Source organism: Niastella sp. OAS944 (genome assembly GCA_024809215.1).
Lineage (GTDB): Bacteria > Bacteroidota > Bacteroidia > Chitinophagales > Chitinophagaceae > Niastella.
In genome coordinates, this window is the sequence record JANUBW010000001.1 from 1,605,345 (window position 1) to 1,622,331 (window position 16,987).

13 protein-coding genes are annotated in these 16,987 nt (G+C 40.0%); 7 read left to right on the forward strand and 6 right to left on the reverse strand.

Translation table 11 applies throughout. The features are described 5' to 3' along the window. The first annotated feature begins 29 nt into the window (after window positions 1–29). Together GGD38_RS06290 and GGD38_RS06295 are read left to right on the forward strand one after the other, a co-directional pair. Window positions 30–3,209 (forward strand): SusC/RagA family TonB-linked outer membrane protein, encoded by a 3,180-nt coding sequence (locus GGD38_RS06290; protein ID WP_375298868.1) that lies wholly within the window; start codon window positions 30–32, stop codon window positions 3,207–3,209. Window positions 3,210–3,225: 16 nt separating this feature from the next. Continuing rightward, on the forward strand, window positions 3,226–4,854 hold the full coding sequence (locus tag GGD38_RS06295) for a hypothetical protein (RefSeq protein ID WP_375298867.1): 1,629 nt from the start codon (window positions 3,226–3,228) through the stop codon (window positions 4,852–4,854). A gap of 84 nt (window positions 4,855–4,938) precedes the next feature. On the opposite strand, the gene GGD38_RS06300 is transcribed toward GGD38_RS06295, so the two are convergent. Beyond that, window positions 4,939–5,301, reverse strand: a complete 363-nt coding sequence (locus GGD38_RS06300; RefSeq protein ID WP_375298866.1) for a response regulator — start codon at window positions 5,299–5,301, stop codon at window positions 4,939–4,941. A 217-nt stretch (window positions 5,302–5,518) separates the two neighbouring features. Beyond that, on the reverse strand, window positions 5,519–6,187 hold the full coding sequence (locus tag GGD38_RS06305; protein WP_375298865.1) for an XRE family transcriptional regulator: 669 nt from the start codon (window positions 6,185–6,187) through the stop codon (window positions 5,519–5,521). Between the two features lie 114 nt (window positions 6,188–6,301). Here GGD38_RS06305 and GGD38_RS06310 point away from each other — a divergent pair, with 114 nt between their 5' ends. Next, entirely contained in the window at window positions 6,302–6,508 is a 207-nt protein-coding gene (locus GGD38_RS06310) for a hypothetical protein (RefSeq protein WP_375298864.1), read from the forward strand. A gap of 334 nt (window positions 6,509–6,842) precedes the next feature. Here the strand turns inward: GGD38_RS06310 and GGD38_RS06315 are convergent, their stop codons facing one another. Next, complete coding sequence (locus GGD38_RS06315) at window positions 6,843–7,502, reverse strand: helix-turn-helix transcriptional regulator (RefSeq protein ID WP_375303781.1); 660 nt, start codon at window positions 7,500–7,502, stop codon at window positions 6,843–6,845. 719 nt (window positions 7,503–8,221) lie between these two features. Here GGD38_RS06315 and GGD38_RS06320 point away from each other — a divergent pair. The 4 genes from GGD38_RS06320 to GGD38_RS06335 all read left to right on the forward strand — a co-directional run bounded on the left by GGD38_RS06320 (window position 8,222) and on the right by GGD38_RS06335 (window position 10,922). Beyond that, window positions 8,222–8,596, forward strand: a complete 375-nt coding sequence (locus tag GGD38_RS06320) for a helix-turn-helix transcriptional regulator (RefSeq protein ID WP_375298862.1) — start codon at window positions 8,222–8,224, stop codon at window positions 8,594–8,596. Between the two features lie 878 nt (window positions 8,597–9,474). Continuing rightward, window positions 9,475–9,933, forward strand: a complete 459-nt coding sequence (locus GGD38_RS06325) for a hypothetical protein (RefSeq protein WP_375298861.1) — start codon at window positions 9,475–9,477, stop codon at window positions 9,931–9,933. Between the two features lie 165 nt (window positions 9,934–10,098). Continuing rightward, on the forward strand, window positions 10,099–10,461 hold the full coding sequence (locus GGD38_RS06330) for a hypothetical protein (protein ID WP_375298860.1): 363 nt from the start codon (window positions 10,099–10,101) through the stop codon (window positions 10,459–10,461). 92 nt (window positions 10,462–10,553) lie between these two features. After that, entirely contained in the window at window positions 10,554–10,922 is a 369-nt protein-coding gene (locus GGD38_RS06335; protein WP_375298859.1) for a hypothetical protein, read from the forward strand. 41 nt (window positions 10,923–10,963) lie between these two features. On the opposite strand, the gene GGD38_RS06340 is transcribed toward GGD38_RS06335, so the two are convergent. Genes GGD38_RS06340 through GGD38_RS06350 form a run of 3 tightly spaced genes read right to left on the reverse strand, consistent with a single transcriptional unit; the run spans window position 10,964 to window position 16,436 of the window. Then, window positions 10,964–11,440 (reverse strand): hypothetical protein, encoded by a 477-nt coding sequence (locus GGD38_RS06340; RefSeq protein WP_375298858.1) that lies wholly within the window; start codon window positions 11,438–11,440, stop codon window positions 10,964–10,966. Window positions 11,441–11,463: 23 nt separating this feature from the next. Continuing rightward, window positions 11,464–12,840 carry a RagB/SusD family nutrient uptake outer membrane protein gene (locus GGD38_RS06345; RefSeq protein WP_375298857.1) on the reverse strand — a complete coding sequence of 459 codons (1,377 nt, stop codon included), beginning with the start codon at window positions 12,838–12,840 and terminating at the stop codon, window positions 11,464–11,466. Between the two features lie 17 nt (window positions 12,841–12,857). Beyond that, window positions 12,858–16,436, reverse strand: coding sequence for a SusC/RagA family TonB-linked outer membrane protein (locus tag GGD38_RS06350; RefSeq protein WP_375298856.1), 3,579 nt, complete (start codon window positions 16,434–16,436; stop codon window positions 12,858–12,860). Window positions 16,437–16,987: the final 551 nt, after the last annotated feature.

A 16,987-nucleotide genomic window follows, 5' to 3' on the forward strand; every position in this document is an offset into this window, starting at 1 on the left:
ACTTATTGTTTCACCCAAAACATGAGACTATGAAGAAATTCATTTCCCTTCTATTAATTACCTGCTCAATGTTTACGGTTTATTCGCAAACAAAATCAGTAAGCGGCAAAGTTACCGACGCCAGCGGCAACCCGTTAATAGGTATTTCGGTAACCATAAAAGGCACCATGTCGGGTACTACCAGTAACCCCGATGGCACATTTAAATTAAATGTTCCCGAAAATGCCACGCTGGTATTTTCGGGTGTTGGCTATGAACCAACAGAAATGAGTGTACGAAACCGTACCACCATGGATGTACAGTTAACTACTGAAATTAAAGCGCTCAGTGAAATTGTAGTGACGGGTACCGGTGTTGCTACCGAAAAGAAAAAGCTGTCGATAGATGTGGCCAGCGTGGGTAAAAAAGATCTTGCCCAATCGGCCATTGTTTCTATTGACCAGGCTTTGATAGGTAAGGTAGCAGGCGCACAAATACAAAGTAATTCAGGTGAGCCCGGTCAAAAAGCCAATATCAATTTACGTGGTATAAACTCCCTTGGTTCTTCAACACCTATTATTTTAGTGGATGGAGTACAGGTAACAGACATAAACGGACTTGACGTATCGAATGTTGATAAGGTAGAGATCGCAAAAGGCCCTGCAGCCGGTATGTTGTATGGCGCACAGGGCGCCAATGGCGTTATACAGATATTTACCAAAAAAGGCAGCCGTAATAAGGCACCTAGCATAACGCTGTTATCGAAAGTAAGTATCGACAAAGTCATACTGGGTAAAGACAAAACCCTCAGTGCAAAACTCCACCACTTTCAACAGGATGCCAGCGGAAATATCCTCGATCGCAATGGCGATGTTTTAAAACCCGATAGCCTGGGCATGTGGCCCGAGCCGGCCGAAGATGATTTTAATACGGATTTCAATTTGAAGAACAACAAAACCTACCCTTCCAATCTGCCTCAGTACAATCACCTTGAACAAGCTTACCAGACAGCCGTTTCAACCACTAATTCCATAGGTATTTCCGGCGGTGGCAATAAAACAGATTATTCATTTACACTGTCGCACCTCGATCAGGAAAACGTGCTTGCCAATCACCTTCGCCGCACCAACCTTTCGGCCAACCTGGGCTTTGAATTGTTTAAAGGATTTACTGCCCGCAATACTACACAGGTTGTATTACAGGATGAAAACCTGCTGTCAGGTACCTACAACGTAACAGACCGCATCAAATACAATGTTGATGTTTTATTTGAAGGGACCAATAACAACCGGTTCGAGATGATCAATTCTTATCCCTGGATAGATTTTACCTCAAAATATGCGGGTACAAACCTCACCGTTGTACGGCCAAGGGATGAGAACCAGCTTAACGTTTTGTCGGAAAAAGACTGGCACACAAGGTACAGCAAGGATACCCGTATCATCAATAACAGCAACCTGAATTATAAATTCCCGCGCTTTGTTGAACTTGATTTCAAATATGGTATTGAATTATGGAATTCAGAATTCCAGGACCTGTATAAGAACCAGGAAGCAGCGCCACAGGTGGCACTGGGTTTCTGGGGAAGCACAGCAAAGGGTTCTGTACGTGACGACCATTCGAAATCAATATATCAGAACGCACTGTCGACTATTTATTTCAGGACAGACTTCAAGAAAGATTTCAAGATGGATGTGCCCATCACAACCACCACACAGCTTTCTTACGACTGGCGCAAACTGGAATACACTTCTTTCTTTGCACAGGGGCTTGAATTGCCGCAGTATCCACCTGCAAACATTTCATCGGCTGCTATAAAGACAAGTGGCGATGGCCAGTTTGAATACATCACCTATGGCTACCTGGTGAATCAAACCATCGACTTTGGCAGCTTGTTCGGGATCACGGGCGGTTTCCGTTCAGACTATAACTCACAATTCGGCGACCAGAAAAAACCATTCACTTTTGGCCGTGGTACGGTATACTTCAGACCAGTTGAACTATTTGATGTTACCCGGCTTTCCGAATGGAAAATAAGGGCAGCGTATGGCGCCGCCGGTATACCACCCAATGAATTTGACGGCGAATATTATAGCCGCCAAACAACACTCGGTTCAATACAATTAGGTGAAGGCGTTGGGCTTTACCTGCCGAACATATTGGGTAACAAAAATCTGAGAGTACAGGAAGTACGTGAAATGGAAATAGGTACCGATATCACCATTACCCCCTCGGCAAAAGACTGGTTCAACAAGATAGGCCTGTCGTTCACATACTGGAGCAAGAACAACAAGAACAATATACAATACGTAGATCTGGCCCCATCCAGCGGCGCACAACAAATAAGGGATAACTTGATTGACCTGACTGTAAAAGGCGCCGATGCAAGCCTTGATGTAAGTGCATACACCAGTAAAACAATTGACTGGCAGCTGGGTGTTCGTTTTGGTACCTTTAAAACCAAAGTAGATAAAGTAGCGAATGGCCGCGATTTCGTAAGCGGTTTGTTTGTGGTGAAAGAAGGCGAATCGCTGGGTAATTTTTATACAGTAACGCCATTGACAAGCATCGATCAAACCCGTACTGCCGATAAAACCAGGTATATACCTGAAACAGATGCTTCGCAATACGAAATTGTAAATGGCATTGTTGTAAATAAAGAAACAAAACGCGCAGTGCTTACCGATGCTACTGACCAACGCATTACAGGCAACGCCTATCCCGATTTTACCATGTCGTTCATCAACAACGTTACGCTTTGGCAGAAACTAAATATCAGCATGCAGTGGGACTGGTACCATGGTAATGAAATATATAACCTCACCAAACAATGGATGTACCGCGACAGATTGCAAAAGGACTTCGATAAACCAATAACCATAAATGGAGAAAGCGGAGCCTTTGTTAATTTTTACAACAGCCTGTACAATAGTGTTCAGCGTACCGGCTGGTTTGTTGAAAAAGGCGCTTTCTGGCGCATGCGCGATCTCACAATAACTTATCAGTTGGGTAGCACATTAAAAGTTCCCTGGATAAAAGGTATAGCGATTACCGCATCGGGCCGAAATCTGCTAACCATTACAGATTATGAAGGGCTTGATCCAGAAGCCACCTCAGCACAGGATAGCCAGGGTAACCGCACATTTGGCGCAGGAGCAAATATAGGCGCCGATTACTTTGCCATACCAAACCTGCGCTCGTACCAGTTTGGTATCAACCTTCAATTCTAACCCAAATTTGATTGTTATGAAACGATACTTCTTTTATATAACGATAATAACCATCATCGCGGGAGCTTGTAAGAAGTCGTCCCTCGAATTAAACGATCCAAATTTTCCAACGCCCGAGCAATCATTGACAACGGAAGCCGGATTGAAAAACTTTTCGCTGGGTATACTACAAAAAATGGTAGCAGAAGTGCCCGATGAAGGCACCACCAATATCTTTCATATTGCCTTAACAAACCACAGCATTTTGGGCGATGAGGCCTATGTTCCCTACGGCAACTATGGATTACGGTGGGTTGACCAGGTATATAAAATAACGCTGCCCGGTGGTACGGTAATAACCAACCCCAATGGAGTTGATCAGAAAACACAGTTGAAAGGTTTTGATTCAAGAGATGCCGGTGAACGAAACGCCTTTCAATATGAATGGGCATCGTGTTACTACATTATTGGACAAGCAAATCAATTACTGACGGCATTAGATAATGCGGCGTTGAATATAAGCGGCGATGCCGCTAATAAAAAGAACATTTTCAAAGCCTGGGCTTTATTCTGGAAAGGGTACGCTTACTCGCGTATTGGATCAATGTACCTGGCCGGCATCATTACCAATGAATCGGGTAAAACAAACGGCGATTTTGTTGACCATACAGCTATACTGGCAGAAGCCGATAAAGTGCTGAACGAATGTTTAACTACATTAAATGCTATTACCGAAACAGATGATTATTCAGACGTAATGAAAGCTATTGTAGCTTCTTTTAATGATAACTCTAATGTGGTAACGCCTGCCATGTGGAAACGGCAGATCTATTCGCTACAGGCACGCAATTTACTGGCAAATACAAAGCTCCCCGATATGACAACGGCCAATTGGCAGCAGATCATAACGCTCACCAACCAGGGTATACAGGCCACAGATGTCATCTTCAGGTTTGGTATGGACCCCAGCGGCAGCAATGATGTATCGAGCGGATTTTATCACCCTTATGCATTTATTGGCGAAGTGCAACAGTTTTCGTTTGTAAGTGAACGGTTGGTACAGGAATTTAAACCTGGCGATAACCGGTTGAAGATCGGCTTTGTACCTTTTGATGTGCCCAAGGTAAATGAAAGAGGGCGCGGTTTGCAATTTGGTACCCGCTGGAACCCCGTTTTTATTGAAAATGGCGGTTTGTATGCCACAGGAAATAATAAAGGACTGGTTCCCTGGGCATGCAGTTATGAAGAAAACCAGTTAATGAAAGCAGAAGCGTTGATACGTACCGGTAGTATTGAACCAGGGTTGCAACTGGTAGATGCCGTTCGTGATTTTCAGCACTCCGGACTTGCGCATGTAGCGGGTACCGGTTTAAATGCCACACAGGCGTTGGAAGAATTCAGGCGTGAAAGAAGAGTAGCGCTGTTTTTGTGGGGTACAGCATTTTACGATGCCCGGCGTTGGGGTGTAACCAAACCGGCATCACAAGGCGGCGGCAGGGCCAATGCCATTGTGATCATACCTGGTAATTTGCTTTCGCCACCACAAGCCGGTTCAATACCCACACCTTGTTTTATGGAGTATAACTATATGGACTATTGGGATGTGCCCCAGAATGAACTTGATTTCAATACACCGGGGAACATTACAATACCATTAAAAAATTAGTATCAGTATCAAAGGTTGTTTGCGAAGGCCGGCTCTCCCGCCCTCCCTATGTGGAGTTTTAGGTGGGAGAGCTTTTTTATGCAATCAACCGATCATTTGTTTAACTGTTGGAATAAGCTGTTCGCCCATTACATCTTTCGACATTAGTGCGGTAGCTCCTGTACTTTTGAGATAATCGGCATCGTTGCCATGATATGAATCGAATAGAACAATGGGAATATTTTGATAGGCCGCCTGTAAACGGATATTGCTTATAAGACCCAGCCCGTCGAGATTGGGCATGTTGAGATCGGTTATTACCATATCAATGTGCTTGCCATCAAAATGTTTTAATGCATCGGCACCATCAACACCAGCCAGGGTGGTATACCCTTCCTGTTCAAGCGTGAAGCATAGCATTTGCACAACAAAATCGGAGTCATCGACTACGAGTACGGTTTTATTCATATAATAAGATTTGGATAGTGACAAAGGCAGGCGCCGCATAGGAATGCGCCGACTGGTAATTATAAAAACGCCGGGACACATATTTTTGAATATACAAAAAGGCGGAAAGTAAGGAGGTTACAGGTTAACCTGTAGAACACCGGTATGTAACTACTAAGGCAGAACGATGAGGAAATAAATGGGTAAAAACAGAAAGGCTTTATATGAGGGAAAGCACTTATTTAAATATAACGGCTTCTATACTGAAGATGGCCAGTATTTCATCCATTTTACGGGTTATTTCAGGATAATCTTTTCCGTTTTCAGCAGTGAGAATGATGCTGTTATTTTCACCGGCGGGCCGCACCCTTCTTATAAGACCGGTATGGTTCTTATCGATTATATAGTAAAAGAAACCGGCATTGATGATCTTGATAAAACGGAGTTTTTTTATAGCTATCCAGTTACCGCTTCTGAACCGGGGCTCCATACTTTCGCCGGTTACAGGAATAACGCCATCAACTTCGCCAATAACGGGGGCATCTATCCGGGCGGCAACAAGTATCGGTTGTTTGTTTATGACAATAACATTGCCAGGGGCCGTATTGTTATCAAATAACAACAACGACTCTTCATCCTGTGAAAGAAAGATACCGGTTAAAAAGGTTGTAGCAGGCTTTCCTTTTTTTGTGTTACTGAGTTTAGGATCTTCCACTACATGATCGGGAGCGTTATCCATTTTTTCGATGTACTCGATCAATATTTTTAACTGATCGAAGTCGCTTGGCTTGGTCCCTTTCTCCCACTTATACAGGTTTTCTTTAGAAATACCGGTAGCCGCTGCCAGGGCAGGCATTTTTATATTCTTTCTTTTCCGGAACTCTTTTAACCGTTTGCCAATTTCCATTGATGTTAATCAATTAAGTGAAAAGAAGTAAGAAATTACACTTAGTATTTATAAAAAATGGAACATTTTCCATTATCTTTATAGAGCAAAATTACTGTACCAAATTAAGAAATAATGAAACTCAGCCAAAAAGCATTAAAGGCAATTAACAATCCGGTTACCCGTCGCCGCTTGATGGATGTGCTTGGCTGTACAGAGTTTACCATCGCCAGATACATTCAGAAGAACAGCGACAATCTTACAAAAGCTGCTGCTTTACAGGTCATTAGAGAAGCGACCGGGTTACCAGACGAAGAGATCCTTGAAGTAGAAAAACGATAAAAGATCTATACAAAAACAGGGTATATAGGAGTTTAAAAGCTCTGCGATCCGTTCCCTATAGGTTGTTTTATAATTATTTCCGCTTTTAGGACCTGGTTAATAAAACAGGTTCAATTGTAATCATTGAACCTGTTTTTTGTAATACATTACATTCAAGGTAATGCAATCACTTACACTTTACCAGAGCATTGGTAGCTGAACATCATATAAAAATGATTTTGCTATTACTTAAAACAATTAAGCAAGTTTGCTGTACTAAACTGATTGGAAAAAAAATTATACAAAACGGCTAAAAATGGAGGAATTAAGCTCGTTTTAAGAAAAAATTAAATATCTAATATCGTAGAATGCCAGCTATTATTTTGAACACAGCTTCAATTTGATCCCACTCACGATGTATAGGTGGAAAGAGTTCCTGGTTGGGATGATCAGAAACCAGTAAAAGCGTGCTATTGTTATTGCCCTGGTATACGCGCCGAACAATACCCTGCCAGTTTTTATCAATGATATAGTAGTGCAGTCCCCAGTTCAGGATCCTGGAGTTATTCAGGCGTATAATGCCTACTCGGCAGCCATTGGCAAAGGTGGGCGCCATGCTTTCGCCGGTTACTTCAATTACCCCATCAACAGGCCCCAGGAAGGGCGCATTAATACGGTCTACAATAAGCTCAGGTTCATTATCATGGAATAAGATGGTACCAGAGGCAGCTTTACCATCGGTTTGGGGAGCAGGCAGCAGGTTGGGGTTTAAAGGCAGCCTAAGCGTAGCGGGCTTTTGGCTCGCCTGCTCCAGTTGTTCTTCAGCAATCTTATTTTCCATTTTATCGAGATAGGCCTTTAGCCTGAAATAATCATTGATATCGCTGGGTTTGGTGCCTTTTTCCCATTTATACAGGGTTTCTTTTGCAATACCGGTAAGAATTGCAATGGCGGGCATCTTAATTTTTGTTCTTTCCCGGAAGTTTTTAAGTCGTTGAGCAAGGTTTTGGTGCATGGTTTATGGATTCAGGTATTGATCACGATCAAATAAATGTAAAGTTTTACACAAAACTGAACCCCTCCGGACTCAATTGTAATTCTTTTCATTAATTCTAATTCTTTCCATAACAAAGGTATAAATTATAATAAATTCCAATATCCATTATCTAAAATTGGTGCTTATTCTTGACATAAATCATGGCTCAGAATGTAACCTGGCTTGTCTAGTCTTTACCTTTCTTTACTACCCCTGTTATCTTTGCGTTGTACCACGGTCGTACCTCATTTATCTTTTGTTTACCCCTCAGGTAAAAAAAGGTTAAGTTGAAGTAACGTTGGGGTTAAGCAAAAACGAGCGCCAGGTAACCTTTAGGTAAACTTTAGGTAAACAAACCTGATCGGCATCACCTATAAATACTGAAAGTGAAAATGTGCAATAAATTTATCAGAAAGGCAACATGGTAAAGAACTTTAAGTACTTTATTGAAAATGAAAAATTTAAGTCTACCGGTAAAGCCTAACCATGAAATACAGTTGTAGTTTTAATGTTTTATTTAAAAAACGACCTTTATCCGTTAGGAAAAAAAATTTACATTTGGTTTTAGTAACTCCTCCCCTGCGAATAATTTATCCGTTCTCTTAGTTAGAACAAAATGGTATCTGAATCGATATAGTAAGCAGATCACATGCATTAGGGCACAAATGCAACATAAACCTTTATCTTAAAATTATCTTATGCAGAAACGTTTGCGTAAAACATTCCTGGAGGCCATTCATTCCATTAAAGACTACATTGATCAACATCCGCTGGAAACTAAAACAATCTCAGCGCTCATTCGCAAAACACATTCACAGATCGGTATCAATTTGCTTCACCAAGGTTTTCGCCAGTTATTTGGCACAAGGATCAAAGAATACGAGATCAAAAAAAGACTGGAGGCCGCTACCAACCTGCTTTTGGAAGATGAATTGACCATGCAGGAAATAACGGCCAAATGCGGTTACAGTTCACAAAGCGCCTTTGTACGGGCGTTTAAAGATGTATATGGTATTACACCCGGACAATGGCGCAGCCGTCACTTACCCCTGCCTTTGCAGGAAGCATGCTAACCGTTACTTACTAACCTGTTTTTTACTATCATTAACAAATTGTTGCAGGCAGGTCACACAACTGCACAACCGATTTGCCTGTAACAATTTATACCAGTGTACCATTGCAAACAGAAGAAACGTGCGTGTGAAATTGTATAAAAAAAATGCAAACAGGAGAAATTCACGGTCGTAACTTAAGCCTCAGAAATGTTGAAGATGTAAGAAGAAATGATATTTTTGTATTACAGGGCTGGCCGAAAACCTGAAAAAGAGTAGGCGTATCATTAACAATTGAACCTTATCCAAATGACGAATTTAACAACTGTATTAGCAGTTACAACTATCACTCCATTTGTTATTGCCAAACCAACTTCACCGGCAACCCAACTTACAATTCTAAAATTGCTAACTGAATAAATCATCGTGGCATTTTGTATAAAAAAAGTGCAAACAGCGAAAATGTGAGAGTGTAAATTCGCAGTATCAATTAATGAAACGGTTATGAGATCATTTCAATCAACAACGGCCTTTCTTGATCTATTATAGAAGGTTTTTAACAGTGGCTTGCTGTGCTGCCTTTTTTGTCTAATTGAGGCACCCTGCAGTAAGCTAATAACGGTGATAAACACACACAATTTAAAACAGTGAGAAAATGGTAAAAAAATGTGCAAATGCGATAAAAACGGTGAACTATCTTGCACACACATTCGACAGGACAAACACTCACGAAGCAAAAAGCCGGTTACACACTACGAAGCACAGCACATAAGCGAGACAGCAAAACTACGTAACGCCACCCAACCAATTCACTGGCAAAGCCAGCCTTAACCAAAGAGACTGTAAGTTATTCATTGAGCACATTAACCAGGCAGGCCTGGTGTATAAACCTTATTGAGATGAAAAATGAAATATTACGCGGCGAGAAGCCGAAGAGGAATGTTATTGTCGAGATAATAGCAGCGACACTTCTTATTTTCTTTGTACATACGTTTATCAGTAGTTTCATACAACTTCAAAGCCTTAAGAATTTACTGGCATTTTATACTAAATACACAACTGAAACAGCATGGTTAATGATAGCATCAGAATTGCTTATCTCCATTCTGTTATTTATGCCTCGCCTACGGAAATGGGGTTTGATACTGGTAATACCTTTCGCAATACTTGGGTTTTACATTGTAGTAACACATTATCGATATCCTAATGACTTTGGAGGATTACTAAATACACTTTCATCGACTCAGCAACTTGTATTGTATTGTTTACTTTTTGCTTTAGCGTTATCTGGTTTACTATCAGGATTCAGGAAGCAAAAAAGCAAAACTGAAAAGGAACCTTCTGTAGTTTTCACCTGATATTACCGGGAATATTTAAAATAATTATTGCGCAATATACCTGTTCATGTAGGCCAAACATGGATAGAGCGAACTCCTTATCGCTGGAAATAAGGAAAAGGGATATGCCGAAAACCTTATAAAAGAGTAGGCTCAAATTTCATTAACTTTTAAACTATTTATTTTATGAAGCGTAATCTTTTAGGCTTTGCCGCTGTAGTATTAGCAATTGCAGTTAGCTCTTTTACTGCAAAACTGAATACTACTTACTACATGGTGTATAATTCAGGTTCTCAAAACGTAATGAGCAATTATGATGCTCCTACTGCTGAAGAACAAGACGCTGTTATTGGATCAGACCGTTTGGCTTGGATTTCAATCGAAAGCGCTGACTCTCAAATTGACAACGCTGAGTTCCTGGCTGCATTTTCTGCTTTAGATGCAAATTCTACAAGCAGCCTGGACGATGAGTCTGAAAAAAACATAACATTCACTTACAGTGGTAATTCAACTCTGCACACACAGTTGGAAAAGAAAGCTGCTCAATAATAGCAATTATATGCAAACGGTCAGTTGAAATTCAACTGACCGTTTATTTGTTAAGGTATTTGCTTAAGATCATTAAACCTTAAGTTCTAGTTATGAAACGAAACTTGTTAAGCATCACAGCTTTAGTGTTAGCGATTGTAGCCAGCTCTTTTACTGCAAAATGGACTTCCCTTTTTTATATGGTATTCAATTCTGGCGCCCAAAACTCAATAAGCAATTATGCAGCGCCAACTACCGATGTACAGGATTCTGTTTTGGGATCGGATGTTTTATGTTGGATCGCAATTGAAAGTGTAGATTCGCAAATTGATAATGCTGAATTTTTAGCTGCATTTTCGGCACTTGATGAAGGCTTTACCCAACCAAATAACCTTAATGATGAATCAGAAAAAATAAAAACATTCTCCTATAATGGCATAAGTGGCCTGCACGTTTTTTTAGAAAAAAAAGCTATTGACTAATAAAAGACGGTCAGCCGAATTCAACTGACCGTTTTTTATTACTAAATATTTTCTACTTCTTCTTCATTAATAATAATATAAACAGAATCCCATTTTATATTTTTGTCCCATTCCTGATTACCTTCATAAGGAACTTTTAAGATCACAGATTTCCCCCAGTTTTTTCCATTTGAAACACTGTTAAAAGTTGCTACTTTAAAGATCTTCAGCGCTGACAATCTTTGATAAAACTTATCTACATTCTTTCTATTATTTTCACTGGCCAAACTCATGGCAGCAGGAATACTTTTGTAATCATAGTGCTTCTTAACCGCAGCAAATTCTTCGGCTCCAATTTGTGAAACGATCTCACCAGCTGCGTTGTTCCAAATTTCTTCACCAACCATCATTTTCATTTTTCCCCAATCCTTTACATTTACCTGAGGATTCTTTTCCGTAGCTGGGGCGTTAGAAACCTGATTATATGCCGAACATGACATAAACAACATGGCGATAAATAAACTGCTAACTATTTTCATATTTATTTTATTTAGGTAAAAGATTATCGTGCGTTTTGTTCCAGATTAGTTTGTTGTATTATGGTAAGTGGAATAAGCAATGTATATCTGAGATCATTGGGAGGAAGTTTATAAATTGTTCCGTTCAAATTTCTGGTAAGTGTAACAGCAGTAGATGAATTTTTATTCAATCTTCTTATATCTGCCCATCTAACACCCCTGTAAATCATTTCCTTTTTACGCTCCGTTAAGATTATAGTCAAAGCCTGCTCTGATGTGCCAGGATTGAATACTGGCACTGTTCCCGGTTTATATCTTTTGCTAAGCAAAGCATTTAAGTCCTGCATAGCTGACGATATATCACCAAGCCGGGCACTGGACTCAGCGCGTATTAAATAAACTTCTGCAGTTCCAAGGCCAACAAATGCTCCTACAGAGGAGGATCCATTATAGGACCCTTTAAACCGGTAGGTATTCTCCCCTGTAATCTGGCGAAAAAAGGCCGTTTTTCTAATATCATTTACATCATACGAGCTATATAAAAAAGAATCAATCTTTGCACTCGTATTTACAGCGTTCAATGAACTTTCATCATTAACATAATACAGAATCTCTGAATTCAATATCCCCTTTTTCAAAAAGGGCTCACTTGCTGTAGGATTTACATCAGTTGTACTACTGTAATCGATAAGCTGATTATATAACTTTAAACTTTCATTGGCAGCCTGTTTGGCATTTGCGTAATCACCTTTTTGAAGATATACCTTTGCTAAAAGTGCATAGCCAGCAGCCTTATTAGGTCGTGTTTTTGCCACAACGCTTTCAGGAAGCAAATCAACAGCCAGTTGCAAGTCTTTTATTATTTGATCATATGTTTGTTGTACGGTTGAACGTACGCTGGGAATGTTAAAATCGGCTTCTAATCTTAAGACTATACCCAGATCAGTATCTGCCGTGGCAGCATCATATTGCGGGGCAAATAATTGTGCAAGCTGAAAGAAAGAAAATGACCGTAGAAATAATGCAAATCCTTTTATTTCAGCAGCTTTTGGGCTGGCTGACTTTTCGTTGATTCTATCAACATTGTCTAAAACAGTATTGGCAGTTAATATAAGCGAATATTGTTGTGTCCAATCCTTTTCATCATCAACCGCCGGATCCCAAATATAACTTTGCTTATCAATATCGATTCTTGATTGCCAGATGGTGTAAGGTAAATAATATTCATCCGTTACATTTTGAATAACACGAAGGCCCCATTTATAAAAAGACGGATTATCCATTAATGCCTGCAAATCATCCAATGTGTCAGGCGTAGATAGACGTTGATCAGGCTTCTCGTCTAAATACTTTTTACAAGATGCTGATAATATTATTATAGCAAGGCTACAGAGCAGAACTTTTATATGATGTTTATTCATTTTGTAGAAATTAGTAGTTAAAGACTTAACTGTACACCAATGGTAAATGTTTTAGGTACGGGAAAAGCTGCATTGCCGGTGTTATAATCAGGATCAAGACCAGCATCATTAGCCCGCCATAAAATACCCAGGTTCTCAGCATTACCATAAACTTGTATCGATTGAAATGGAAGCGCTTTTATTCTACTGCGGGTAAGGCTATAAGCAAGCCTTATGTTCTGAAGACGAACATTATCGCCCTTGTACACATTGGCAGATGAACTGGCATAAAACTGGTCCCGAAAATCATTTGACAGCGGATAAACAAAGGATGGAACATTTGTTACATTTTCGTCACCAGCCTGTTTCCATCTTTTTTCATAATCAGCATGCTGTAACCCGGAGTTAATTAAGCCATAATAAGAGATCGTATTCTTTCTAAAATAGTACCCCATAGTGTAATTAACACTAACTGTTAAGCTAATTTCTTTGTATTTAAATATGTTATTAAAAAATCCAAATACAGTTGGAATAGAAGAGCCATGATAAATTAAACTTGCAGTGTCATATACCTGATTCAAAATAGCTTTGTAGTCATTACTAACGTTTTTACCCAAATATCCCAGCGGATCTCCTGTATTGGGGTCTAACCCTGCAAACTGATAACTAAACAGTGGATAGGGTGATTTTCCCCGCCGTCCCATAATTACAAGGCCGTTACCAGAAGCCACGCCAGCCGAAGGTAAATTTTTGTCATAAAGAGCCGCGTAATCTATTACACGATTTGTATTGTGCGTTAACCCAATTTCGGAATTCCATTGAAAAGCGCCTTTTAAATTCACTGTATTCAACGATACTTCCACTCCTTTGCCAGTCATGGTGGCATAATTGCTTTTAACAGATGGCACCCCCACTGTGGGATCGATTGGTTTATTCCATAATAAATTGCTTGACTTTTTACTATAAAAATCCATTGTTCCGCTCACTCTTTGGCCAATTTTAAAATCCAGTCCAAGATTCAGCTGCCTGATGCTTTCCCACGCCAATTCGGGGTTGGCAGGATTTGAAATTATAGCATAAGGCAGGTTGGCAATATTATTAGTAGAATTATAACTAATTATAGTATTGGGCGACATTGAAGTATTTACATTACCCTGGTAACCATAAGTTGCTCTTAACCGGAGGTAGGGAACTAAATTTGATTTGTAAAATTCCTCCCTGTCTATGCTCCATGAAGCACCCGCTGTCCATAACGGCTTCCACCTGTTATTCGCTTTTATACCGAAAACATTAGCTGCATCCTGCCTGGCACTTCCTGATACTGTATATTTTCCTTTATAGGTATACGCCAGGTTACTATAAAGCGACACAAAATGATCTGTAAATAAGTCCACACCAGATCGATCAAGTATTTTCGCAGAACCTCTGTTTCCATATTGAGGGTAATTATTAATATAATCAACTGAACCACTTGTATACTTATTGTCATCGAAACCATAAAACCTTTGCAGTCTCCTTGTGGCTTTTCTTTCCCTTATTTCGCCACCAAAAATACCAGAGATTTCATGCACAGAATTCCAATTCTTATTAACATTTATCTGGCCTCTTCCTATATGCGAGGTCATTTCGCTTTGATCAAGATCTAAAATCCCTCCCTTGCGTATTATATTATTAACATTAGTTCCCTGTAGTTGCGTGAAAAGGTTTATCAGGTTTCTGGCAAAGTAAGTATTGGCGTTATATAGATTACGCGTTTCTCCGTGGCTATTCTCAAACTGATAGTTTACATTAAAAGATAAAAAAGAGGTTAACTTATAATTTGCGCCTATATTTAACAGGACATCTGACAACCGATATTTATTATCACTATTTTTAAGTTCATCCAGTGGACGATATTTCCAATCAAGCAATTTATTTGCGCCTGCCGTATCTGTATAACCTGTACGGTAATCCTTTGCTATAGCAAGTGCATTTCCGTCCTCATCTGCAAATTGAGCATATGGATATAATGCACGGCTTTTCTGATTATAATTGCTGTTACGATAATCTCCCTGACTATTATTCTTTGCTAGGCTATTTGTGTAAACAAGCCCAACATTTATTTCTAAATTTTTGACTGGCATGAATTGATTGGAAGCCCTAAGGGTTATACGACGATAGTCATTTCCTTTCAAAGTGGATGATGATTTATCATACCCTGCTGTAACCAAATATTTGGCTTTAGCACTACCACCATTCAGACTTAATGAATATTGATTATTAATTCCCGTTCTATAAACATACTTATCAAAATCATTCCTTACATCAAGTTCACGTAATGCATCAATTTGTGCTGCCGCCTGCTGAGCAGTGAGTGAATTGGCTTTTTTCTTCGCCAGAATTTCTACAACCGGCGACAATGCAGGATAGGAAGGGTCAGCCAGCAAAATATCATAAGCCCCCTTATCAAACAAAAACTGTTCAAGGTCAATATAGTCAGAACTGTTCATAGCGGGGTAAGCAAAGAGATTGGGCTTTGATGTGATTTGAGCATTGGTATTTACAGACAGCCTAAAGGGCTGATTATACTGCCCACGTTTTGTAGTTAACACTATAACACCATTACCTGCTCTGGCGCCCCAGATAGATGCAGCTGCAGCATCTTTCAGAATAGTAATATTCTCTATATCGTTTGGGTTGATATTATTGATATCACCATCATAGGCAAAATTATCAATTACGATCAATGGCGATTTCATATCCTCCGTCAAAGTACTCATTCCCCTAACCAGAATATTATTTACAGCAAGGGAGTTTTTGTTGGGTTGCATTTGGCGTTTATCAAATTGAATACCGGTAGTTACTCCCTCAAGCCTGCTTAAGATATCAGTGCCCGATTTTCGATTCACTTGCTCATTATTAATAACGCCAAAAGAACCAGTAGATCTTTCCTTCGGTATCTGCTGATACCCTGTATTCACCGTCACCACCACATCACCCAACGCACTCACTTTCGTTCTTAAATTAATCACCAGCTCCGTTTTCCCACTCACCTTTACCTCAAACGACTCCATTGTAATATGGGTAAACAAAAGTGTTGCATCCTGCTCTACAGTTGCCAATGAAAATTCCCCGTTCTTATCTGTAAGCGTTTTTTTCGAATGCCCTTTTACCGTAACCGTCACTCCTTCAACCGGCTCGCCCTTCTCATTCACTACCCTTCCCCTTACATCAATAAAAGGCGGAGCCCCTGTTAGTACTCCGCCTACCTGGTCTGTATCCTTCTTGATGGCTTTTATGGCTACACTCTTACCAACTATCTGGTATGATAAAGCCTGTCCCTTTAAACATTCGTCCAATGCCTGGGATAGCGTTACGTTCGTTACCTGTATAGTTACTTTCTTATCCTTAACCGTTTCATCCTTATAAATAAAAACAAAACCGGTTTGAGCTTCAATTTGTCCAAAAACCTTTTCCAACGAAGCATTGCTTACCGACAGGGTTATTTTCTCCTGCGCAATGCCTTTGGCGGAAACCTGTAAAGCGGCAAAAAATAATAAAACAGCAGTTAACTTCATGATCCGCAATGTTTTTATCAATCCTTGTTCCAGCAGTAATTGTTTTGGTCCTGTTCCCATAGGGACAGCTTTGCCAGATATAAAATCTGTCATAGTTTTGTAAGTAGTAGGTTAATTAATAATACTTCCCCAAGTTTTTTAGTTAACCCGAATAAGCCGGTTGTGCTTCCAACACAATCGGCATTTTTCTGCCTGCTAGTGGCGGTTAACTTTTGCGGATTTGGTTATGGTTAGCTTTTTGCATTATGGCAATGCGCGCCAGGAAGAAGGTATTGGTTATTTGATCAGAAGTTGTGAATAGTAATTGGATAAGATGTCACCCTCCGGAACCGGAGCTGAATGTATTGTATAAGTAAAGTTGATAATTGGTGAAAGTAGCAGGTATCCCTTTTACAGAGGGAGGAACAGCATAGCTTATTTGTGTCATACCAATAACCAAACAGAGGCCAGGTAATTGCCTTGTTGCTTTCATGTTCGCAGCGGTTTTAACAGTTTTAATGTTCATGGTTGTACATCGCTCAGGCCGCAACAACCGTTATCGTTTTTCATGGTTTGGATGCTTCTCATACAATATGCAGTTGCACTAAAGCTGCCCTATTGTATTTCGTTTA

Coding starts and splice junctions, on each gene's coding strand:
- GGD38_RS06320 (WP_375298862.1), top strand. CDS start 8,222: ATGCAGAAACGTTTGCGTAAAACATTCCTGGAGGCCATTCATTCCATT.
- GGD38_RS06330 (WP_375298860.1), top strand. CDS start 10,099: ATGAAGCGTAATCTTTTAGGCTTTGCCGCTGTAGTATTAGCAATTGCA.
- GGD38_RS06300 (WP_375298866.1), bottom strand. CDS start 5,301: ATGAATAAAACCGTACTCGTAGTCGATGACTCCGATTTTGTTGTGCAA.
- GGD38_RS06335 (WP_375298859.1), top strand. CDS start 10,554: ATGAAACGAAACTTGTTAAGCATCACAGCTTTAGTGTTAGCGATTGTA.
- GGD38_RS06290 (WP_375298868.1), top strand. CDS start 30: ATGAAGAAATTCATTTCCCTTCTATTAATTACCTGCTCAATGTTTACG.
- GGD38_RS06305 (WP_375298865.1), bottom strand. CDS start 6,187: ATGGAAATTGGCAAACGGTTAAAAGAGTTCCGGAAAAGAAAGAATATA.
- GGD38_RS06325 (WP_375298861.1), top strand. CDS start 9,475: ATGAAAAATGAAATATTACGCGGCGAGAAGCCGAAGAGGAATGTTATT.
- GGD38_RS06340 (WP_375298858.1), bottom strand. CDS start 11,440: ATGAAAATAGTTAGCAGTTTATTTATCGCCATGTTGTTTATGTCATGT.
- GGD38_RS06345 (WP_375298857.1), bottom strand. CDS start 12,840: ATGAATAAACATCATATAAAAGTTCTGCTCTGTAGCCTTGCTATAATA.
- GGD38_RS06295 (WP_375298867.1), top strand. CDS start 3,226: ATGAAACGATACTTCTTTTATATAACGATAATAACCATCATCGCGGGA.
- GGD38_RS06315 (WP_375303781.1), bottom strand. CDS start 7,502: ATGCACCAAAACCTTGCTCAACGACTTAAAAACTTCCGGGAAAGAACA.
- GGD38_RS06350 (WP_375298856.1), bottom strand. CDS start 16,436: ATGGGAACAGGACCAAAACAATTACTGCTGGAACAAGGATTGATAAAA.
- GGD38_RS06310 (WP_375298864.1), top strand. CDS start 6,302: ATGAAACTCAGCCAAAAAGCATTAAAGGCAATTAACAATCCGGTTACC.